This window comes from Nocardia vinacea (assembly GCF_035920345.1).
GTDB classification, from domain to species: Bacteria; Actinomycetota; Actinomycetes; order Mycobacteriales; family Mycobacteriaceae; genus Nocardia; species Nocardia vinacea_A.
In genome coordinates, this window is the sequence record NZ_CP109149.1 from 152,154 (window position 1) to 177,091 (window position 24,938).

General features: G+C 64.0%; 1 protein-coding gene (only partly in view). It reads right to left on the reverse strand.

Annotated elements, in window-relative coordinates; all coding sequences use genetic code 11:
* Positions 1-24,938, reverse strand: the 3' portion of a protein-coding gene (locus OIE68_RS00745) for a LuxR C-terminal-related transcriptional regulator (RefSeq protein WP_327097440.1). The gene runs 5,569 nt beyond the window's last position; the window shows 24,938 of its 30,507 coding nt (coding positions 5,570-30,507); the start codon falls outside the window, past its right edge; it ends in the stop codon at positions 1-3.

Consider the following 24,938-nt stretch of genomic DNA (forward strand, 5'->3'; position numbering starts at 1 on the left):
TTAGATAGCCGGAGCAGTCGGCCCTGTATTCGTACCTGCAGCGCCGCCGGACTCACGGTTGCCACCGTTGTTGCGCTCGGGCATGAGCTTTCGCCGGAAAAAGGCATAGACGAGCGCCTCCTCGAATGCTGCTTGGCGGTTGTCCCCTGTGTCTTCATGCCCGCCCTCGGTGCTTTCGTAGTACCAAACCTCGTAGCCCAGTTCTTCCAGCCGCGCCGCCATCTTCCGGGCGTGGCCGGGATGCACACGGTCATCATTTGTGGAGGTCCGTAGCAGGATCGGTGGGTACTGCCGGTTCAGGACGGCCTCGTGATAGGGGGAAATGATGTGGGCTGCCTCGTCGGGATTGTCGGGGTGCCCGTATTCGGCGGCCCAGGGCGCACCTTGTAGCAGCAGGTGAAAACGCTGCATATCCATCAGCGGAACCTCCGCTACAAGAGCGCCGAACAGGTCGGGATAGCGGGTGAGCATCCCGCCCATCAACAGGCCGCCGTTGCTCGCGCCGATCGCTCCGAGTTGTTCGGGGGTGGTGATGCCTCGTGTGACGAGGTCCATCGCTACCGCGGCGAAGTCCTCGAACACTTTGTAGCGGCTGGCCTTCACGGCGCTGGTATGCCATCGCGGCCCGTACTCACCGCCACCGCGAATGTTGGCCACCACCGAAATTCCGCCGTCCTCCAGCCAGGCCAAACCTTCGGCACCGTCGTAGGCAGGAGTCTGCGAGTCGCTGAACCCACCGTAGCCGTGCACGATGGTCGGACCGACGGCGCCACGGCGACGGGTGACGAAGTACGGAATCCGAGTGCCGTCCGCCGATGTGGCGAAGAACTGCTCGGTGACCACGTCGGTGGCATCGAAGACGGCCGGCTCCTGCTCGACCCCCCGCCCCTCGCCGTCCATTGAGCCAGCCAGCACCATGGGGGGAATAGTGAATCCGCTGACAGACAGCAGGAATTCGTCATCACCCGCCAGCCGGTCGAGGCCGATGACCGACGCCGTCGCCATCTTCGGGACGGCATCAAGGGACCGGCGGGTCCAGCCCACGGGAGTTGGAGTCAGAGCTTCGATCTTGGTCTGAACGTCGGACAGCAGCGTCAGCAGCAGGTGATTCGCCGTCCACCCCCAGTCGTGCAGAACAGTATGCGCATCCGGTTCGAACAGCATCTCGAACTTACGGTCTCCGGCGAGGAAAGCATCGATATCCGCAACCAGCAATGAACCGGCAGGATACTCACGGCCGTTGATATTCCACGGACTTCCCGGCTCCACCATCAACCGATTCTTGACCCACCGCACCTGTGCGTCGGGCGGAACGTCGAGCCGCTGTAGCGAACCGTCGGGCTGCACCAGGTAGTACTCGCGGTTGCCGAAGCCGATGAACCGGATGACGTGGTGCGGACCCATACCGGGCCACTCTCCGTGCGCCACCACGCCGTCGGTGAATTCACCCTCGAGAATTGTTTCGGCCTCGCTCAGCGGTGTTCCGCGACGCCAGCGTTTGGAGAAACGGGGATAGCCGGCCTGGGTAAGGGAATTCGGTCCGAAATCCGTTCCGACACAGACCGTGTTTTCATCTACCCACATGAACCGGTTCAGTGCCAAAGGAAGAGAGAATCCTCCTTCTTCCGGGCTTACGAATCGCTTTGTACGGAGATCGAATTCGTGCACTTCATTACGGTCGCCGCCGCCCTCGGACATGCTGATCAATGCGCGATGCTGCCCGTCACGCAGCACCTTCGCCTCTCCCCACACCCAGTTCTTGCCTTCGGTGTCGGCCAGCGCGTCCAGATCCAGCAGGACCTCCCACGCCGACTCACCATTGCGGTAGTCCGCGGCGGTTATGCGTCGCCATACGCCCTTCGGGTGCTCCTTGTCGCGGCGGAAGTCATAGAGCCAGTCACCATAACGGTCTGGGTGCGCCACGCGGTCCGCGCTGTCGAGCGTGGCAAGAATCCGCTCCCGCAGATCGTGGAATTCCCGGGAGAGCGTGAACTTCTCGATCGTCCACTGGTTGTGCGCGTTGACCCAAGCCTGAGTGTGCGGGCCTTCCTTCTCGAGCCACAAATACCGATCGCCGTGCAACTCGTCTAGCTTGCGTAGCAGTTCGGTGAGCTGTTCGGTTGCTCCGTCGATGCGAGCGAACGCGGTGGCCTTCCGTTCTGCTTCGGCGAGGCGATATCCACGCTGGAATGCGGTCTCTGTCGGCTTCGGTTCGGTCGCGGTCACCGCGATGGGTTCGATGGTCGGTCCGTGTTCGCCGGCGATGTGGTCGGCCATGCGGCGGAGGGCGCCGTGAGCCATGTGTTCGATCGTGGGTTGGTCGAGCGGCATTATCTCCGCCATGCGGTCGGGAGGTATCCCTTGGCTGAAGAGGCCGACGATGATTTTCTTCTGGTCGGTCCCGAGTTGTTTGAGTGCGGCCTGCAGCTGCCATGGGGCTGCCTCGGCCAACGCCGCGGTCTGTGTGGTGAGCCTCTGGTGTGCGGGACTGTCATGCACGAGTGACTCGATCACGCGGTCGGCGGCCTGGTTTGCCAGGTGGATCACTTCATCCCAGCTGGAGGTGAGGTCCTGGACTATTCGGTCGGTCGGATGCTCTGCTTGCAGGTGCCGCAGGATGTTGACTTGGTTGGGAACGAGCCGGCCGAGCGCCGCCTGCATCTGCTGTATGGTGGCATTGGCGAGTACCTCCCGGACATCGGGCTCCGCGGTGCCCTCTGCCAGGGCAGCACAGAGCGCGGCGCGGAACTCTTCGAACCCGGCTGGTGCCCGCTTGATCGGGGGTTCCGTTGCCGCAGGCTGCTCGGGTGATGGTGCTTTGCCCGAATTCGCGTGCGCGGCGTTGTCGACCCCGGGGGCGTTGGCGAAACCCAGCCACGGGTGACCGATACCAGGCTTACCGATCGGCGCATCAGCAGCGTCCCTCGCCTGCTTCCAGTGCAGAGCGAATGTATCCGCGGGGTTGGGCGGGACGCCTGCCGGTGCCGGCCCCGGACGACCGGGCGACTCCGAATTCGCCGCAACCGAAAACGATTGGTTCCACTGTGGGCGATCGCCCAGCCTCCTGTCCCCGCGATGGACATGTGGATCCACCCACCCCGGTCGAGCCGCAGCCGATACATCCTCACCGGGATCCCCGTCGCCACTCCCACTGCCCGTAGCCGATTCGGGACCGGTCGGCGGACTCTCAGGGGCACTCCGCGTCCGGGGTGCAGATCCCTGCTGCTCCGGTGCGGTTGTCTGGGCCGTGCGGTCGATCGCGATTGCTGAGTCAGTCTGCTGAGCTAGGGGCCGCACGTCGCTCCAGGGCGTCTCGCCTCTGTTTTCCGAGGTGGCTCCGTCCTCGATGACGTGGACTTCGATGTGCCGTCCAGCGGAGGCTGGATCGGCTTGTTGTCGCCCGAACGGCCATTTCCACCGAGGCTTTCCTGGGTTGCGATCGCTATTGGTATTGGTGGGTGAGGTTCGAGGTTTTCCTCTTTTGCGTGGGGTTGGTTGGTTGGGTTGCTGGGGTTGGAGGCTGGTGAGGTTGCCGTCGGTGCCGCGGGTGCAGTACCAGACGAGTAATTCGGCGTCTTCAATGTTGGATATGTCGGGTTGTTGCCATTCGCTGCTAATACGGACGCAGGGATTACCGGCGGGGTCGGGGTTGGTGATGGTGGTGTCGAAGACGATGCTCTGGCCATAGGTTCCGGTATCGGTGATGACATAGCGGCGGTCGTCGAAAAACACGACGGCAGTGTCGATGTCGCTATCTGTCTCCACACGGTCGATGACTTGACCGAAGAGGTTGTCGGCATCAGGGTCGAGGTGGATTTTGACGAGTTGGGTGGCGATGGCGTCTCTGAGGTGAGTCCATTTCTTCTGCCATGGTTTGCACTTGGGTTCGTTGAGACCGAGTGTCCACACGACTTCGGCTGTTCGGTTGATGCCGTCGAGCAGCTTCCGGGCGCGGGCGGCGACAGCCGGGTCCTGCAGTGCCTTATCTTCTCCGAAGATTCGGCGGATGACGGACACGAACGCGATGGAGCCGAATGCCGCGGCCATACCTATGGCTGTGGCCGCGGGTCCCCATGCCCCGATTGCGCTGGCGGTGCCGAAGGCGCCCAGCCCTCCTGTGGCCATAGATGTCATATTGCGGAGGGCACCCACACGTCCGCTCACTTCATCCGGGACCGTCCGGTCCACATGGGAGTTGATAGCAGTATTGCTCGGATAGAAGACCATCCAGGCGCCTGCAAGTATCCCCGAGGCCGCCCAGGGGCCGGGGGCGGTTGCCATCGCGATGGCCGCCCCTCCCGCGACGACCAATTTGGCGGTGAGTAGCCTGCTGATTCTGACTGCTTGCGCCCGCTCGTCCTCCAACCGCTTGATGCGTACCGCGTTCGAGAGAAAGATCGCGATAGGAGCGATCGTCGCCGCCAGTCCCTTCTGCCCCGGTGAAAGCCCGGAGTCGGCGACCAGCCACGTGACCTGAGCCGTTTGCGCACCTAGAAAGAGCCAGGTGATACCCCAGTTGGCGTTGATTTCTCGAAGCAGGCGATCGTCCTGGAACGTGTGCACACCTTCACGGATCGACTTGATGAAGCTTTTCCAGGCACTTTCCGATTCTGAAGTTTTCGGCGCGGCCGGGGTGTCCGGCACCAGCGGCATGGTCACAGCGCTCAGGAAGTTCGTCCCGAGATTGATGGCCGGAGGGAAAGCGGCGCCGAGTGCCAGCATCGGAGGCCCGAGCCATTTTGCGACGAGTGTTATACCGGCCCCTGAGACGGAATGGAAGCGGTTCAGTCCATCCCGTGCGTCCTTGCCGACCTCCTCTCGGAGGTACTTGAACATCGCTGCCCTATAGAGCTGGTTTGAGACTACTTCCAGCATTATTGCTGCGAGGAGCCCGGGGATGGTGAATGAATTTTGAGCCTCCGCCGCGGCAATCGCTAGCAGTGCTCCTGCCGAGCCTATGCCCAGACCCCACAGCATTACCTCCCTACGCGAACCGCGGTCGGCCCGATCTCCCGCGAACAGTGAAACGCCGATCGGTAGCACGCTGGTGATCAGCTCACTGACACCCAACGCCTCAGGTCCGACCTCCGCCATGTAAAAGCTCATCGCAGTTGACGCCAGTACCATTCCGCCCGTGTGGATTTCCTCGGCGGCGATGCGTATGCCGATAGCGGGGTTGGCGCGAATCACGCTCAGCAGGGATACGGTATTTTTAGCTTTTTCGTTGTCATCCGACGGCTCAGTTTCTCGGGAGGGCTCGGATCCGTTCGGCTCGATACTGGAATCATTCGCCGCGGCGGATAGCTCCAGATAATCAGGTATAGTCTCGGGCAATAGGTCTTCGCGCGGCAAAGCAAGCATTTCGGGCAGCAGTGCTTCTAGATCAGCTCTTCGTTGCAAGGCTTCCGCTATTTGGGCAGAGGTGAGGCCCGGGGTAGCGATGATGGCTTGATTGGCGTTCCAGCTGGCGATCCAAAGCCTGAGCTTCGGTACCATCTCTTCACTGGCGACATGATTCAGCGCTGCGTCATCCCGCTCCCGGTCGCCACCAACCGAGGGCATCGCATCGTCCTCGGCAGCCGCTACCTGCCCGCTGCGTTCATGCACACCAACCGCCAATCCATCTCGGTCGGAGCCGTCGGGTTCGGGTTGTGTGTGTTGGTCGGCTGTGATGCTGGTGGGCTGTTGTGTGGGTTCGTGGTCGCTTTCGGTGGTTCGGTCCGCGGATCGGTTTCCCGGTGCGCGGGAGGTTGTTTTCGGCGCGGGCTCGGGCGCATCCTGCTGCTTGGATGCGTCGTCGTGCGGTTGCGGGTTCTCCGGTGTATCCCGTTGTTTTCGTTTACTGAAACGCAGTGCCCACGGCTGTCCGGTTCTGGGATTGAGAATGAAATCCTGTGGTCCGCCTTCGGGAAGATTGGTGGCCTTCGCTTCCCTGCGCCTCTGATTGCCGAGTTCATCGACATCGCCGAAGTCGCCGAAGTCTTCGGCCTTGCCGGGTGCATTTTTGCCTATGTCGTGCGCATTCGTCTGCTGCCACAGTGTTGGCCTGCTGGGCTCTTTCTGATTCTGCTCTCCTGCCGCGGGTGGCTGCTTCGTGCTCCCTGGTGTCGACCCAGCTGCTGCGCTCGACCGGGTCGTTGCCTGGCGGTCGTCGGATTCGGAGCGTTCGGCTATTTCCGGCTGGTGTCTGCCCTTTGCCATGGTGTTCTGGTGCGGCTGGGCTCGTGCGGGTCCTGATGGTGGTGTGGTACCGCGGTGCCCGCCGGGTGGTTTGCCGAGGAAGCCATAAGCAGTTGTCTTTTGGTCGTCTACGACGGCGTTGGTTGTCTCTTTGTCGTCTACGACGACGCGGGTCACCCTCATGACGTTTGGGGTAAGTACCAGGCGCGGGTTCCCAGTAACCGGATCGTCCTCGGCTCGCGTGACCAGGGTGCCTGCTGGGGCGAGCGCGACTCCGATGTTGTTGTCGGGCAACCGGTTCCAGGGCGAGGTAACGATCACGACGGTCGAGTTGCCGGTTATCGGCAGGAGCGCGCCCGGCAGGCTCTCGGGGGTGCCGGCGTCGAGCTGGTCGAGTTGGAGCGCAAACGTGACGACCACGTGCCGGGGAAGTCGACGGCTCTGTGACGTCCAGTCGACCGGACCCCGTTCCGATACCGCGGTTACGGGATCGCCGAGGTGCGCAACAAATTCGGCTGCTTCCGCGTTGCTATCGAAAGTGAGGGCATTGTAGTCGATTTCCCTCATGGCGTACGCATGTTGGTCTGACGGTGACAGGCTTGCGAAGTCCGCGGAAGTAAAACCACGAGCATGCATCACCTTGCCCTCGCCCTTGCCCCGGCCCTGGCCGGTGGGCACCGGTTTCCGATCTTTCGCGGTATCGGTGGTTTCAAGTCCCCGCGGTGCTGCGACGATATTGTCGGTGTCGGCGAGTGCGTCGAGCCGCTGCGCCTCGGCGTTGTATTCGTCGAACCGGCGGGCGTTCTCGACTAGTTCGTGGAGTTCGAGCCACTGTGAGCCGAGGGCGACCCGGTGGTCGGCGTCGGCTGGGCGCTGTGGGTCGCCGACCGGCCGCCGCGCCATCACCAGGACGTCCTCGACCCGGTCCACATCCAGTTCGTCGGGTTCGACTTCGATCAGATCCGCCAGCTGAGCGTGGAGGTCGTCGAATTCGCGTTCCGACTGTTCCCGTCGGGGACTATCCGGTGCCAGATCTTTGTATGGCACCCGCAGTTCCGCAGCGGCTTCGTCTCGCAGTATTCGTGCCTGTTCCCGCTTGTTGTAGGCGTAGGCCGCCGCGGCCAGTAGTTCGACCTGCCGGGCGCGCTGGTCGCGTTCTGCGATCTGCCTGACCAGGGTGTCCAGCAGCGGAAACTGTTCGGCGAACTCGACAAGGTGGCCGTCGCCGCCCTCGGTGCGCACCGCCTCCGCACGAGCCGCGGCCTGCTCCGGGTCGTCGTCGGCCGCGATCGCGAGCGCGGTCCGCATTTTGTTGTGAAGCTTCCGCCACCGTTCTTCCCGGGCGGCATCCAGTGGCCCTGGCTCTTCATCCCACAGTTCCGCGGTCTGCGCGACCAGTCCTTCTAGCCGTTCTCGCTGGCGCTTGGCGACCGCCAACGCTTCACGTACCCGCTCCAGACGTTCCGGCGCGGTGCGTTCCAGATGCCCGGGTGGCGCGGCCGGGTCGGTCCCGCCCGGCTGCCGTGGTTTGTTCGCAGAGGGCCCGGAGGCTGATGTCCCGACGCGCGGTACATCATCACGCGAGGTTGCCGTGGTGTTCTGGTTATCGGGTTGAGACGGGTTCTGTTCGGGGTTCCAGCGGAACCACATGTCCGGTCGGCCGATCCCCGAGGTGGGATTGGGTGCCTGCAATGTGCCGGGAGTTGGGACGCCGGGGCGGACATCGAGTACTTCGCGGGGACCGGCGTGCGGGTGGAAAGACAGTCCTGGGCCGAGAGGTGGTGCACCGCCTCCGGATTTCGCGGTCGAGTAACCGGTCGTGGTGGCGGGTGGTGTGTGGTTTATCAGTACGCCGGTGATGTTGTCGCGCTCCTTTTCCCGCAGTGCGTTCTGTTGGAAGGCGCGCAGTGCGGCGGGCAGGTCGCCGGGAGATTGTTCCTGCGTGTGCCGGAGGACGTCCGCGAGGGACTCGGCGGCGAAGGTCTTCCCCCACAGTCCGTCGGTGCACAACAGCAGGTGCCCTTTGCGGGGAAGAGGAATCGTCTTAGCATGGGATGGCTGTTCACTTCCCGGGGGCATTCCCAGGTAGCGGAAAATGCGGTGAGCGTAGGCACCTTCGAGTGCTTCGGCTTCAGGGATGCCGGCGTCGACCAGTAGCGGAACAATCGAGTCGTCCGTGGTCAAACTCTCGGAGTTGGGGGCATTCTCGTCCAGCCAATATGCCCGGCTGTCGCCTTCCCAGTCCAAGGTGACTTGATCGTGCTCGACCAGTGCCAGCACGATTGTGCACGCTGGGGGATGGGGCAGTCCACGGTATTCTGGCAGTTCGGCCAGGGCGCGGACCGCCTGTTGTGCTGTTTCAGTAGCTCCCTGCACCATCGACACACGATCGAATTGCCCGTCGGAGCCGACTTCGGCCAGGGCCGCTACCAGATAGTCGCGGGCGGTATCGGCTGCCGCGCGTGCGGCGAGTTCACCATCGCGCGAACTGGAGACACCGTCGCAGACGACGGCCACCTGGATGGGCTTCCCCGCGACGTCGAGCTTCGCGATCGCGAACGCGTCTTGATTGTTGTGATGCCCGCGGCCCGTGGGCCCGACACCGATATCGCTGTATCCAGCAATCGAACCCAGGTCCTGCTGCACCGGAGGAGGGAGATGGTGGTGCTGTTCCGGCGCTCGCTGCCCGGACTCGGACTGCGCCTCTTGCTGGGGGCGAGGCACTTCAGTTTGTTCTCGCTCGGCAGGCGACACCTCTGCTCGGGATTCCGCCTTTTCCTCGGACCGCGATTCGGGCTGCCGCGCGGACCCGTCACTGTGCTCGTCGGTACGGAACGCCGCGTGGAGTTGGCGGACTCGTTGATCGGCCTCGCTGTAGCGGTCGACGGCTTGTCGGGCGTGTTCGATTCGCTGGCGGAGGGTCGGTTGCGTTCGGCCGGCGAGGTCGGTGTCGGCGAGGTCGGTGGGGAGCCCGGCGGTGGCGTTGTCGGCGTCGGTGAGGGCGGCCAGCCACTCTATGGTCGCGTGGTAGTGGTGGACGAGGCGCTGGATGCGTTGAGGTGTGGTGTTGTCGGGTTGTTGGATGGCGGTGTGTAGTTCGTCGAGCCGTGCGGCGATGTCGGTGAGTTTCCGCAGACGGTCGGCGTCGGTGTGTTCGATGGTGTCGGTGCGTGGATCGTAGGTGGCGGTCTCGAGTTCGGCGGCGATTCCCTCGCGGATCAGCCGCAGTTGCTGCGCGTCGATCGCTCCCAAGAGACTCGCGACATCGATGCCTGCAGTTTCTCCCTGACCGACCGGTTCAGCACCCGAAGCCGGTGACCCTGGCGCGACCGGATCGTCTGCTGCCGGGTCGACTCCGTGGACAGCGGCGAGCCCGGCGGGGGCGAAATCTGGTCCGGATTCATCGAATTCGAACCACGTCACCGTAGTGCCTTCGGATTCCTCATGTCCGTACCGGTGCGTCAGTAGCTGAAGTCTCTCCAGCGAAAGGCTGACGAAGTACGCGGGCAGCGTGGACGGTGCCTCTCCGATGTCGGAGATGACGACACGCAGCACACGGTGGCCAGGTTCGCCTGCTTTCGACACCGACATTTCGGCGCCGTTTCCGAGGTGGACGTGCATGCTGGCCAGTTCGGTGGCCAGGTATGCGGTTGCGACGGCTTGTTCGGTGTTAGCCCAGTCGTGTGTTAGGGCTCCCACATCGGCGTGGACTGTGGCCAGTTTCTCGGAATCGACCGAAATGTCTCCGCTGCGAGGTACCGCCAGCTGTACGTTGTCGGGCACTTCTATGGACGTCGGCGCTGGTTTACGCGATGCCGCAGTCTTGCCTCCAGTGTGCTGGATTCGCCGGGCCTGGCCGGATGTGGACGGAGCGGGATCGTGTGTGGGCGCGCTCTGGGAGGTGGCAGGACCCGATTCGGTATGCCAGGACCCCGATCCGCCCACATGGAGCATCACGTCGGATGCCCAATTGAGTCGCAGTAGGTCGGTCTGTTGGAGACTGCGAAGATCGGCGATGAAGGTTTCGTCATGGATGCCGATACGCTCCGCGTGCCAACGGATGGGTTCGTGCTGCCCCGCCTCGCTTCCCCACATCGAGACCGACGTGGTTGTATGACCGGCGGCCGTGAGCCGAGCGCTTACCGCGGGCATAAGACATCCGGTCTTCAACGACCACTTCTTCTTATCCTGGATCAGGTGATCCCTTCCGATGAGGACAGCGATCTTGGCCGCCGGGTTGTCCTGAGCAACTCGGGCGATTGTCTTGGCCATGTGGGATTCTCGAATGTCCCGCAACGGAGAGCCATGCGGCGAACTTGGATGTAGCACATCGAAGGGGACGATCTGTATCCCCTCCGCCGCCATTGCCGCCACCACCTCGGCCCAGCCACCCTCCCAGCCCGGACCGGCCATAACCCCGGACAAGTCCGCTTCTTGCCCGGCGTTCAACGCGTCGAACGCCGGGTGCGGCGGCGCCTCGATGCAGTAGTGAGTGACCCCTGCCGCGCGTAGCGCTGCCGCTTGGGTCGCTAGATACGCGCGCACGGAATCGTGCCCGTGATCCTCCCCGAGCAGCAGGATCTGCGTGCCCTGAACCAGCTCCTTCCAGTTCACCGGCTTCCGGTTTCCGATAGCGGCCCCGAGCAGCTGTTCGTCGGGCGTGAGGCCGGACAGATCGGCCGGCGGCATCCCGGCTTCCTCGTTGTCGCCCGCCCCGGTCGAACGCTCGGCGCGTTGCCGGTTTCTGCGCGCGACGTCGCGCGGGTCGTCCCACTCTTGGCCGTTCGGGTGGTTGTGGAAGGTGACCGGGCCGGAGGGATATCCCGTGGCGGTGTTGGGGTCGGTGAACAGCCGGTGTTGCTTGCGGGCCGGGAGACCCGCTGCCTCGGCGGGATCGGCAGGATGGAACTGTAGCGTCATCGATCCCCGGAGCTTCCGGCTCCACGGGGTGGTGGCTTCAGGGGCGCCGGGTTCTGGTTTCGCGGGACTAGGACACTGGTCGGCTCGGCTATCATCCACTGGCGCGCGTGGGTCGCCGGGTTCAGCGGCTCTATCTGTATGGTGGCCGGTGTCTTGTGCAGTGTCGGACGGGTTTGTGTCTGGTACGGGTGTGCGCTGCGATTCCGTTGATGGCTTCACGGCGTCGACGGCAGGGGTGTTTGGCTGGGTTGGCGCAGATCCCGATGGCAATGTGGTACCGCGGCGCCAGTCGGGTGGTTTGCCGAGGAAGCCATAAGCAGTCGTTTGGTCGCCGTCTACGACGCTGGTCACCGTCATGACGTGGTCGTCGAGAAGTACCAGGCGCGGGTTCCCAGTAACCGTGTCGTCCTCGGCTCGCGTGACCAGGGTGCCTGCTGGGGCGAGCGCGACACCGATGTTGTTGTCGGGCAATCGGTTCCAGGGCGAGGTAACGATCACGACGGTCGAGTTGCCGGTTATCGGCAGGAGCGCGCCCGGCAGGCTCTCGGGGTTGTCGGCGTCGACCTCGTCGAGTTCGAGCGCAAACATGACGACCAGGTGCTGGGGGAGTGGACGGCTCTGTGGCGTCCAGTCGACTGGACCCCGTTCCGATACTGCGGTTACGGGATCGCCGAGGTGCGCACGCGCAAATTCGGCTGCTTCCGCGTTGCTCTCGAAAGTGAGGGCACTGGAGGCGATTTCCCGCATGGCGTTCACATGTCGGCCAATGTCGAAGATGGTGGTGTTGGCGGCGGCTGGACCCCGTCCGTGAGGCGGCACGCTGGCGAATAGAGCGGCGAGTTGGGCTTCGACGGCCGGGAGCAGGTCGAACGCGGCCCATGTGGTCCACCCATCCCCCCAGAAATACTCACCCGCCCTGGTGGCGCCCTCCCAACCTGCACCCGCTCTGGTGGCGTCTTCCGAACCGTCCATCCGCGCACGCGGAGACCGATAGGTCACCGCCACCCGGCATTCCAGGCCCCGCACCCCCATCCCGATGGTCCACGTGACCACACCATCCCGACCCGGGACCAACAGCCGCTCGTCGATCATCGTCTCGACCAGCGTGCAGGCCCGGGCCATCACGCCGCGCATGAACGGCAAGTCTGGTCGCGGCTCTGGTAGTCGGACCAGTTTGTCGGCCGAAAACAACACCGCATCCCGATCGGCACCCGCGCTGACAAGCCACTCCGCGCGCTCGTCGGTCACCGCGACCGGGCTAGTCGCTTTCCTGCCCGGCTCGACCCCGGCAGACCGGTGCAGAAGGGCCAACCACCAGTGTTCGGAGAAGAACTGTATCGCCGCACCAGGAGTCAGATCCGACGGCCGGGGCCGCTGCCAGAGTTCGATCACCGCCGGGAAGTCCTCAGAGCGGTCACCCGGAGAGTGCAGCTCGACTGTCAGGATTTTGTCGCCCTGCTCCCCGAATACCGAAGCGTCCAATCGTAGGGGCCGATCAATCCGATCTTCGGTCAACATGCTGTGCAGCCGCCGCGACACCACGTTTGCGGCAGTGCTGAGGTCGTCCGCGTCGGTCCAGTGGTTGCCCAGCATCTCGTCACGTGCCCGTCGGCTCGCCTCCTTCGCTACCGCGTCGACAGAGTCGAAGACGGTTTGTTGATGCGTCGACCGTCCGGTCTGCGGGTCGCACACGGCGAGGTCGATGCGATCGCGGCGAGCGGTGAACCGTAGCCCGGAAGCCATCACCGGATCGTCATGTTCGGCGGCATCGGCCCGGAGCAACCGTTCTGCCGCATCTCCCAGGCTATTCGCACGGCCCGCAGGCCGACCCGCCGTCAACTCTCGAGCCACGCCCCGCACGCCGGCGATCACGCTGTCCGGATCCTGCTCCGGATCGGGCCACATCGTGAGGGTCAGCTCCGCATCGGCCAACTCACCGCCCTCGGGCACCTCCAGCTCCAGCTTGGCGGTTGCACCCACTCCGTGCCTGCCGAACTCGGCGGACAACTCGCAGTCACCGTCGGAGCCCCGATACATCGTGACCTGCAACCAGCCCGCGCCGGTCGCGCCGAGCTGGGCGGCCAGCTCTTCCAGCACTGCCCCCACGACCATCTGGTAGTCACCAGCCGAACCGCGGCCGAACATGTCATCTATCCACGACCGCAGCACGCCCTGCCGGTACACAAACTCTCGCACCACCAGACTGAATCCGTTGAGCGGTATTCCTGGAATAGAATCCGCCTTCAACGACGCCAACTGCCTATCGCCCTCGGAGCTATCGAGCGTCAGTAACGGGCCGACGTCGTCGTCTGTTGGTTGCACCACATCTTTCCCTTGTTCGACCTTGGTGAGATCGAACAACAACCGCACAAGGCGCTTGCCCGCCTCCCGCGCCTCTAGGGACCAGCCGGATCGATCGATCTTGTCGGCTGCGTCACGGAACCGGGACTCGACGGGACCGGTCGGCGTTGTTGACGCTGTGGTCTGCGGTGGAGTGGCATCGGGAGGTGTTTCCATGCTGTCAGCAGAATCGTGACGGCCGACATTGGGGGATGCGTCGCCCCAATTCTGGCCGTCGGGGTCCCGGGCGAACACGAACGCCTGTTCCGGGACACCTCGGCCTGGGTTCGCCACCCGTGGCTCGGCTTCCCGGCGGTGGCGGGGGAGGTCTAGGGCTTCATCGACTTTCGGAGCTTTGTCGAGGTCTGCCTGGTGGGCGGCAGGATGGTGTGTACTCGGTTTCCGGCCCACGCGATCAACCGGTCGATCTGCCGCACCGGGCTGGTCGACATCCGGTACACGCTCGCCGGGTGCCCGATTGCCGCCATTGTTACGGGACCGGGGAGTCGGCGACGGGTGTGGCACTCGGGTAGGGACGTCCGCCGGTGCGGACCTCCGCCGAGCGAAGGTCTGCTGGTTGCTCCATGGCGTCCGCGCCGCACTCCTTTCCGGAGTGGCCCTTCCGGGAGGCGGTTCGAGCAGCGTGCTGATGAAAGGCACTTGTCCGATGGCTTCGGGCGGGTGATGGCGACCGACGGTTCGCCGGATGTCTTCGACGAATGCCTGCGTTTCCGGAAGTCCGCGGTGGTGCAGGTATCGGCCGAAATCGGTGTGTCCGGACAGCAATTCGCTCACTGTTGTGGCGAACTGCTGGACTGCCCGGTCCTGGGCGGACATCCCGGCGTGGAGGGCTTGGCGCAGTAGCTGAGGGGCCGCTTCGGGGGGTGCGTCCAGCATGCTCGTCACGGTCGTCGCGAACCATTGGCTGATCCGGTCTTCGGCGGACAGGGTGCGGCCGACGTAGCTGTCCAGGAGTTGATGGGCCTCGCGCCGCTGGTAGGGCGCGACGACGTCGTTCATCAGGTACTCGCAGAACGTTCGCGAGCCGATCTGGCGGAGCAGGACGTCGGCGAGGGGGCGCGTGCGTAGGTAGTCCGGTGACCGGTTCGGCAACGAACGGCAGCCCGGGTAATGCGCCGTGTACACCCCGTCCCTGGGCACCCGAACGAAGCGTGGCCGCTCGGCGGGCTTCAGCATCCGAATCGTCAGATCGAGGTCGGCTTGGAGCAGTGGTCTCGCCCCGACCGGCGAGATATACGCATGCTGCAGCAGCTCGTCGAGGGAGAACCGACGAGCGAGCAGGCCGATGACGCTGGCCTGGTCTGGATCTTTCCCTGGCAGCGTCCGAAGCTTCCAGATGGGCAGCATCTCACCGGGCAACCGTGGCCGCTCTTGCACGATCAACAGCGGGTCCGGCCTCGTATTGGGCAGGCCGAGCAGGATTTCCGCCTCCAACGAGGCCAACGTCATCGCGGCAAGAGCCCCGAGGCTGGGACCGTTCTCGATGAGCCAAGCGCGCTCCCAGGCGTAGCGCTGCGGGCTGTTGAACCAGGCCTCGCCGGTCAGCTCCCCGGGCGCGGCGTCGGGCCGCTCGGTGAGGTAGGCGAAGCTGGAGTAGCGCATCAGCTCTGCCTCGTCGGCGGTGTCCGGATGGAGAGCGTCCTGCCGTGTGACGCCTTCCACGTCTGGCTTGGAGCCGGCCTTATCCGGCTCAGCATTGTCACGTTCGCGCGTCAATTGCGCCGGATCGGCCGGGTCGACCTCCGACAGCTCGGCGTATCCATCGCGCTGCGCCTGTTCGCGGCGCGCCTCCTCCGGCGGCTCGGTTTCGTCCAGATGCTGCGCTGCTTCAGCTTTCGTCTCGTTTGCGTTTGGATTCGGGTATCCGGTGGTCGTCCGGGTTCTCCGAACTGCTGTGGTCGTCGTCTCGGGTCGGATGTGCGGTCCCTCAGGCTTACCGAACCGCACATCGACCTCGGTGAATTCGCCGTAGGAACGAAGACCTTCTACTGCACGCTCACCACCGCGGCCTTCGAGTGTGATGAATCGAACTCGGGTGTAGCCGTATTCGGCTGCCATCTTGCCAGTGAAGGTGTTCCGTGCCGCATCCTCCGGAGATAGGAACAGGTCCTGCATGAGGGCATTGAAGGTTTCAAGGTTGTCACCCAGCCAGCGGGGCTCGTTCTCGGCAGTCACCTCATGTGGGCGGACCAAGCCGGCCCCAGGACCATAGAAATCCCAATGCCCATGGATCTCATGCACCGGACGGGGAATGGAATCCATGAGCTGGCGGAACATCACGCGCCCTGTGGGGGTTCCGCGGCCAGCTTTTATGGTGAATCGGAGAACGCCCTCCTCGATCTCCGCTGTGACTCCGTAATGCTCACTCCCATAGCTGTTCGAATAATCGGCAGCTTGTTGCTCCGGATAATCCGTCCACAATCCATGCTGCCTCGAAGTTTCCCACGGCCGGAAACCAAGTCCCACGCTGGTTTGGTCCTGCTGCGAGGTTGTTGCGGGGTTGGCTGTTTCGGTCTGATCTGCTCTGTCCCACTCCTCTTGCCGTTGGAACCATTCTCTGCGGCTGTCGGGCGTATAGTCGGCGGCCTGCGCCTCGATCCTGTTGAGCCGCCGCTGTTGGAGTTTCTCAACGATGGCGCTGGCGAACTTGTCGAGCGGGACCGTCCGGCCTTCTCGTCCGGTCAGATCAAACGCCCGCAATCCGTCCTTGAATTGCTGGTCCCGGAACGAGTAGATATTCAGTTCCACCACCGAGTCCCCGAACCGGAGCTCGATGTTCTCGGCCTCGACGTCGGATCGGGAATCGAGCAGGCGTCCCCGGTTGACAGTCGACCGATGCCGCACGCCGTGCTCGATGTTGTCCTGTACTACCTCCACTGGGCCGCCGAGCTTGTCGAAGGAGGCGAGAGTCTTTGCGATCTGCGGGATTTGGGCATATCCCACAGCAATGGCCAGCTCACCCGGGACGTTCAACCGGACGTGGCGCACGGGCGCGATCGCGTCAGCCAGCCACCGCGGCAACTCGTACGCCTCACCGAATTCGAAGCTGGAATCGCCGACCGTGACGCGTGCATGGCGCTCGCCCGGCTCACCCATCTCCTCCAGCGCCACTCGTACTGTGCCGTCGTCGCTGTTCTCCAGAGCCGTCGTCACACGGTCGGCAAGTTCCAGGCCCGCATCATCGATCTTGCCGGCCGGCCAGTCGAACAGCTGCTCGTCCAGCCAATCCCAGGCCTGTGAGGCCGCACGCATCCGCGCCTGTTCGTCACTCGGATCATGCCCCTGCACGCGCACCACGAACTCGCTCCGCGACGATTCCGAAGCGGGCGCTACTCGCGGTCCCTCTATGCCGATTGCGCCGACGGCCGCTCCCTGCGCACGGACCACGAATTGCTCTCGTGCCAGCGGAGTCTGCTGCGTGCTCGCACGGGAGAACGTCGAGGGGCTGGACCGTGGACCGTGCGGCGCGTCGTCGCGCACACCCAACTTTTCCTGCATGGCGGCGGTGTGGCGGCGGATTTGCTCGAGTGCTTGGGTGGCAGTGATTTCGCGGTCGGCGAGTTTCTGGCTGAGCTCTCGTGCTTTCTTGCTGAGCGCGGCGCGGAGCTGGGGGTTGTCGAGGGTCCAGGTCGGCGGGTACCGGTGGCCGGTGACGGGGTCGCGGAAGCCCGCGTCACCGGCGAGCCGGTTTGCGACGGCGTCCATCACATCCCGGTCGGAGGGGACGCCGTCGATGGTGGGCCGGTAGCCGGCGTATTCGTCGATGATCGCCTGTGCTTCTTCGGTGGAGCGGATGCGCAGGCCGTGGTCGACTATGGTGCGGCCGAGGATGCGGTCGCGTGAGTGGCGTTCCGCGGTCAGGTCCTCGGGTATCAGGTCGAACGTGTCTTCCAGGGATGAGGGTTGCGCCAATGTTTGCAGGTCGATGCCGGCGATGGCTTGCACGAGGGGGTCGGGGTCATGTTTGCCCGCTTGAGCTTTGGTTCGTTCGTCGAAAGCCGTTCCCATGATCATGCGGTGGATGCGGTTGGCGCGGTCGGGTTCGTATCCGAGGGACAGCGCGTGGGCGCGGGCGAGGTCGGCCGAGCGCAGCTCGTCGTACCCTTCCGGGTTGTTGCTGCGGCGGCCGTTGCCGTAGACGGCGTCGCTGTAGGTGTCCGCTGCGGCAGCATCGAGCCGCTCATGCGGGCGGGCGGCGATATTGCCCAGGTGTTCTTGGAGCAGGCGCCCGTCTTCGACGAGACCGAAACCGTTGTGGTATGTCGCCGGGACGCGGTATTCGGCCAGCTCGAGATCGCCGATGATCTGGTTGGCCCGCCCGATGGCGGGATCGCCGTAGAGCGTGGAGCAAATATGCATCCCGTTCGCGCCGAGCCGGACCGCGACCTCGGCATCGGGATGATCGAGCGCTACCTCCGGCAAAACCGAACGCAGAGCGTCGATCTCACGCGCAAGCACGTGCTCCGGCAGCGGCGGTCGCGTCGGGTCGAGCAGCTTGCGTCGGATAGCCGCGGTGTCGCGGAGATCTTGCGGTAAGCCGCGCTCCTGGAGTACGGCATAGACGTCGGGAAGGCTCGCGACATGGATGCCTGCGGGAGTCTTCCAGGAACGGCGCAACAGCTCACCATGTGACGGACCCGCATTCCACCCCATACCGATCGACATCTCGGCGTTGACCAAGCGAGCAGTACCGTCGGCTGCCGGTGTCTCCGTCCACTCCGCCTGCCCGCGCAGATACCGGTACGCCTCTTCGGGGACTGACACCTCCAGCCTGGACCCCAAACGCATCCTTTCCCCGAAGACAGCGTCCACCGCATCGCGGCCGAGCAGCATCGAATCCCCGGCCACCCGATCACCGAGCCGCCCCACAGCAGCCTCCGGCGGAACATCGCCCACCAGACTCCGAGCCACGGCGTGCACCGGACGATGGGTGACCTCCATCCGCGCTGGCCGCTGGCCGACCGATGGGGTGGGGAACAACTTGTCTAGCCTGCGTAGCAGATCGGAGAGTGGCGCGGTTGCTCCATCGATGCGACCGAACGCGGCGGCTTTCCGCTGCGCTTCGGCGAGGCGATATCCACGCTGGAACGCGTTTTCTGTTGGCTCCGGCTCGGCCGTAAGCATCGCGACGGGTTCGACGGTCAGTCCGCGTTTGCGGGCGATATGGTCGGCCATGCGGCGGACGGCACCGTCAGCTATGAGCTTGATCGTGGGTTGCCCGAGCGGCATGATCGCCGCCATGTCGGCGGGCGATTTTCCTTGACTGAACAGGCCGACGACGATTCTCTTCTGATCGGTCCCGAGCTGTTCGAGCGCGTCCCGCAACTGCGAAGGAGTCCCCTCCGCCAACGCCGCGGTCAGCGTGGTGAACCTCTGGTGTTGGAGACTGTCGCGCACGAGTGACTCGATCACTCGGTCGGCGGCCTGGTTCGCCAGGTCGATCACTTCATCCCAGCTGTGGGTCAGGTCCTGGACTATTCGGTCGGCCGGGTGCTCTGCTTGTAGGTGCCGCAGGATGTTCACTTGGTCGGGAACGAGTTGGCCGAGCGCCGCATGCATTTGTTCTGCGGTCGCATTGGCGAGTACCTCCCGCGCATCGGGCTTCGCGGTGCCCTCTGACAGGGCCACACAGAGCGCGGCGCGGAACTCTTCGAACCCGGCTGGGCCCCGTTTGATCGGGGGTTCTGTTGCCGCAGGCTGCTCGGGTGATGGTGCTTTGCCCGAATTCGCGTGCGCGGCGTTGTCGACCCCGGGGGCGTTGGCGAAACCCAGCCACGGGTCGCCGGTACCGGCCTGCTCTGCGATCGGCTCACCGGCAGCGTACCTCGCCCGCTTCGGGGGCAGGTCGAATGTTTCTGCGGGGTTGGGAGGGACGCCCGCCGGAGCAGACCGCTGGTTGGTCCATGGCGTCGGCCCCGCTTTCGTGTTCGAGGTGCTCGAGGAGGGACCAAGAGAGTCTGGTATGTGTGGTGTTACTACCGACTGGCCGCCTGTCGGGGGAGGCGCCGTGGATTCGCCGGATGTTGTTGTTGCCGAATCATTTTCGCTCTGTGCCGGTGTCACGGTATTCGCTGGAGCGACGGCCGACTGCTCGTCGGCGGCGGAACCGATTTCGTGGCGGAAGCGTTCCAGCCATTCTTCATCGGATTCGCTGCGCAGGGCAGGATATTGCGCGCCCTCCTCGAGATCAGCTAGGCGCTGTGCCAGAGCCGCCAAGTACTCGTCCGTCAGTTCTGGCCACGTGCCGTCGAGCTCATCGGCACTCACCTCGTTCATCTGTGCATGCAGGTGCAGTTGGGTGAGTCTTTTCAGAATGGTGATGTCGCGGTGCGTGTGCGGATCGGGGTAGCCGTCGAACCGTTGTTCCAGATACGCGACCACCCGAGGCCAGTCACGCCACGTCCAGTCTTTCCTGGATCCAACGATGCGGGGTCCATCCATCAGTTCGGCGTAGTACCGGAGTACGAGCCTGTCGCGGAGCTGTTCCAGCGCGAGCACCACATCGGTGTGTTCAGCGCTCGGTGGTGCAGGGCTTTCGGCCGCGTGCTCCTCGACCTCGGTGAAAATTCTCAATACGCCCTCATACCAGGACGGTCGGTGCAAGCGCTCGAATTTCGGTTCCGCCGCAATGATTCGCTGCCGAATCGCCCCAAGTTCCGCACGTGGGACGTGGTGCTGCACCCACGTCCACACGCCGTCGCGGAAAGTCGCGAAATGTTCGTGGAATCCAGTGCGCGCCCAATCCTCATCTCCGGTGAATCCGGCACCCGGCCAATCCTCGGTGAAATCGAGGGCGTTGTCGATCGGCACGATATGCACACCGTGACCGAGTATCCAGTTTTGGCCCTCGTGGCGGTCCGGTGGGCGAAGTAGTGTGTCGCCCAAACCCTGACGCCGCGCAGCCGGGGTGCGGAAGAAGTAATGCCACGGATCCTTGCCGTTGCCAGAGAGATCTCGCGCGACAACCCCCGGTATGTACTCCATGGCGAGTACGCGCTCGCTGATCTCGCTGAGGCGAATTACCTTCGGTGGCCGTGCCCCGATGGCCTCGAGAATTATCGCTCCGAGTTCCTCGGCATCGGCCTGGTCCACGTCCCGGACCGTCTTCACGATCACCTTGAAGCCATTTTTGTAGGAAATGAGAACGACGCTCTCGGACATTGTGTGATCACCCGAGCCGTCCTTGAGGATCTCACGGAAACTTTCACCCGAGTCATTCGCCTCGGCCAACTTCTCCGCAAAAGGACGTTCATCTGTGAGGCTGTTGATCCAGGCGACGGTGTCGCGGTCCTCATAGAGGCGATCGATAGGTTCCGGCTCGTCGTGCTGGCCGGAGATCGGCTCGACGGTTACTTGGCCGTCCTCGTCGACCAACACCAGCCGATAGTCGATCTGCACCCCTCGTGCCGCCAATTCGCTGCTGCCCTCGACCATGAAGTCCAGCAGAGCCTGCTGGCCACGCAGCGGTGACGCGACCACGACCCTGCCTGGCGCCACTCCGATGCCCTCGACTAGACGCCCGTTGTCGTCGATGAATGGCTCGGCGCCCTCCGCGGCGAGTACGTCTCGGGCGGCCAGTATCGCCATGGCGGTGCGTACCTCGTGCGCGTAGCGGCGGTAGCTTTCGATGTGCTCGGCCAGGGACCGGTACTGCGCACGGATATCGGGCATCGCCCCTGCGATCGCCATTACCTCGGCCAGCGTGCGTGCCGCCTGCTCGTCGACCACCAGCCGCCGCAGCAACGCATCGAATCGAACCCCCTGCCGGGCTCGGAGAATTTCGATCGATCGCTCGATCGCCGCGGCTTCCTTCCGGTACAGGCTCGTGACATCCACGCCGAGATCGCGAACCGGTCGCAGCGCTTCGGCTGCGACTTCCTCGACGTCGGCCATTGCCGCGTCCAGCACTCGGCGTGCACTCGGCGAGAGTTCAACCGCCGTGTTCTCGCTGGGCGACGAGTCGGGTTCGTCCGGTTGTCCGGTAGACGACCGGTCGGCGGTGTCGTCGGTGTGAATCGGTGCACCGAGATCGTTGGGATTGCGGCGGGGTGCTGCGGACCGATCCCGGCCCCCGGGGTCGTAGCGAGACACCGACTCTTGTACTGGCACTCCCCGTCTCGGCTCCGTCGACCACCCACCACGCGCTGGGATGCCGCCGTTGTTGCGGGACCAGGGGGTCGGCGGCAGCGCGTGTACCGAGTGACTACCACCCGGCGCGTAACGGGTGCCGGGGTCCGCCGCCGTGTCCGTCGCGGGCGCCCACCTCATGGTCACTGCCCGGTGCAATACCCACTGAGGAGTGTATTCCTTACCTCCGTGGATTTCGATATCAGCGAATGCCACCGCGACGGCTTCCCGCGTGTTCGTGAGCCCATATACGGGAAATTGAAAAAGCCACGCCGCCTTGCCCATCTGGATCTCGATATCAGCGAATGCCTCCGCGACGGCTTCCCATGTGTTTTTAGGCCCGAACTCGGGGAATTCGTCTAGCCATGTCCTCTTGTCCGTGTGGATCTTTCCGGCAGCGCGACCCTCTTGGTAGCCGGCATCAAGGATGGCAATTACAGCCGCAGCTTGCTCCGCAAACTCCGCCACTCGGTTTATTTCGATATCGGCGAATGCCTCCGCTACGACTTCCCTTGTTTTTTTACGCCCGAACTCGGTGAATTGGTCCAGCCATGTCGCCTTGCCGGTGAACTTTCCAGCCTTGCGAGCTTCCTTGTAACCGGCATCAAGGATGGCGTTTACCGCGACAGCTTGCTCCGCGGGCTCTGAGGCAGGATAGACTGGACGTTCCAGAAAATGACCCATTTCGTGGTATGTAGCATCGAACAGTGGGCGTCCGGTACCGCGGGGGTGAAAGCGCGCTTTGACGGCTCGGCGATATAGCTCACTCCAGCTCTCTTCCTTATCCAGCACCCGATCTTCCAGACGCTCGGCGAGCCACGTCATGCGAATTACTTGAACCCCGTCCAGTAACGGGTCGTTGACGAAAGCATCGGAATTCGCGAGTCTGGGCCCCTTGGTCGCGTGGACATGTGCAGTTGGTTCAATCCGTATCTGCAGCCGATTATCCAGCGGGTACCTCGTCAGTACGGTGCTGATGGCTCGAAAAATGTCGCGGACCGCGCCGACCCCGATCCGGCGTGGCGCGCTACCCCCGGGACCGAGCCATTCCGATTCGATCAGATCGACTTGCGGATGACGCTGCGTCAGCATTGTCAGCAGCTCGCGCTTGGCCAACTCGGCCTCGTCGCTGCCCAGCCGCGGATCCAGCGCCGGACCTCCCCGCCAGAGTGCGTCGCGCCAATCCCGTCCCCTCTCGGGGTTGTCTCCACCGAAGCGCTCTGCCAAAGCGTCGGCTACCGCTTGCCGCCGCCGAGCTTCCTCTTCTCGACGAGCAGACTCCTCTTCTCGACGAGCAGACTCCTCTTCTCGACGAGCAGACTCCTCTTCTCGACGAGCACGCTCTTGTTCTCGGAGGGCGGCCGCCAGTTCCTGGCGGACAACCTCGGGTTCCGCGGGAAGAACTCTCTTCCACGCATTACTCAATGCCTTGTACACGACAGCTTGTGGAGTATACGGCTTATCTCCGTTGATCTCGATGTCGGCGAATGACACCGCAACGAGATTACCGCCGCCGCAGGGGATCTGTTCCTCCCACACTTCCCGGTCGATATCGACATGTCCGGCGGAACGCAGCTCCTCGTAACCAGCGCTCAGAATGTCTTCCTCATTGCTGCTGATTTCGCCACCAGTCGCGATATCAATGGCGGCACCGAACAGAATTATCATGAGGTCGTACATCGGGTCGCCGGTACCCTGCGGAAAAAATTCGCCATCGAATTCATCGCGAAAGTCCTCCGGACTGATGATGAAGCCGCGACTCACCCCGATTTCGTGCACTCGCCCGGTGTCGGGGTTTCCAATCGCCGCACCGCCAACGAGTGGATTGATGTCATCTCTGATTCGGATAATCGGGACGTCGATATGCGGGTATTTCGTTAGGACATAATCGGCTGCGCGGGCGATGTCGCGAACGGCGCCGACGCCGATGTCCCGGTCGTCGATACCGATGACTTCGAAACCGATCTCCGTAAGGCGCGGATGGCGAGATCGCAGCAGGTCCACGAGCGTGCGTTTAGCCAGTTCGCACTCCGCTGTCCGTGTCGGCGGATCCGGCTCCTCGCCTCGCCAGAGTGCGTCATTTCGGTCCAGCGCGGCTCCGTCTGCGCCAGCAGACTGTTCGCTGGCCCCCACACGCTGCTCGGTCTCCGCCGAGGCAGGTGACTGCCCTTCCACGCGCGCGGTGTTGGAGCTCCGCGGCGATACTTGGGCCGGTTGGTTACCGTGGCTTGCACCGTTCCCAACGCCTGCGTCGTCGAGTCCGCGAGCATCGGCCTGGACCGCCCGTTCTGTCGGTGCGTCCGAGGCGGAGTGTGGTGGGTTCGCACCGACACCCGGAGTATCACTCGGCGGTGTGTGGAAGACCAGGGGGCCTTCGACCGACTCTCCCCTCTTAGTCCACGGTGTTGCGACCATCGCAGCGCCATCGGAGCGGCGCACGCGGCCCGGGGCGACGTCGAGCGTGTCGTCCAGGGATGCCGGGTAGCTCCTTGGGGGGGGTTTGTATTCGACCCAGACTGTTTTGCCGTGTTGGGTTACGTCGGTGCCGATGGCGAGGGCGGTGTCGGTCATGATGCGTGCGCCGCGTCCGTGCTCGCCGTCGGCGTGGTTCCCGAGTTCGTTCGGGTTGGTTGGGTCGGAACTTGTTGTGCTGGAATCGCCTTCGCCTGTGTTCGCGGAGCTCGATGTCTGCGCGGGTGTCGCATCGGTGGTCGATGCTGCGGCGGTGTTAGGTGTCGATGGCTGCTGGCTCGCAGTGTCGTCGTCAGCCGATTGTGGTGCCGCAGGGGACGGCGGGTCGCTGGGGTGTCCAGTAGCGTCCTGCGGCGCGCTGTTCGAATTCTGTGATGAACCGCTTCCCTGTGCGGCGTCACTCTCTTGTTCGCTCGGTGTGGTCTCGGGCGGTGCTCCCGAAGTCGGTGCGTTGTTCGGCTTCTGCGGACCGGGATTGACCGGGCCGAAGTTGTTGAGCACCCAGTTCGCCTCGACCTTGCGCCTCTTGAATAATCCGTGATCGACCGCGGGATCGGCGTCGTTGTAGAACTGGGTTTCTGGGCCCGGGGCCTGCCCACCGCCCCCACCTCGCTCCGGCTGCTGTGAGAGGTCGCGTGCGGCGCGGTCGGTGTCGGAGTCGTGGACGTGTGTGATCGGGCCGGGGGGTGGTGCGTCGGTTGCGGATCCGCCTCGGTTGTGTGGGGTGTGTCCCTGCTCGCCCACCAGAGCGTTAGTATCCTCAACGGTAACTGGTCCGCCGATGCTCGGTCCGTTCGAGCCGAATCCACCGCCGTGGCCCGAATCTGCGCTGGCAGGAACTCCGGTATTCAGGACGATCCCCCGGTCGAGTGCGGCCT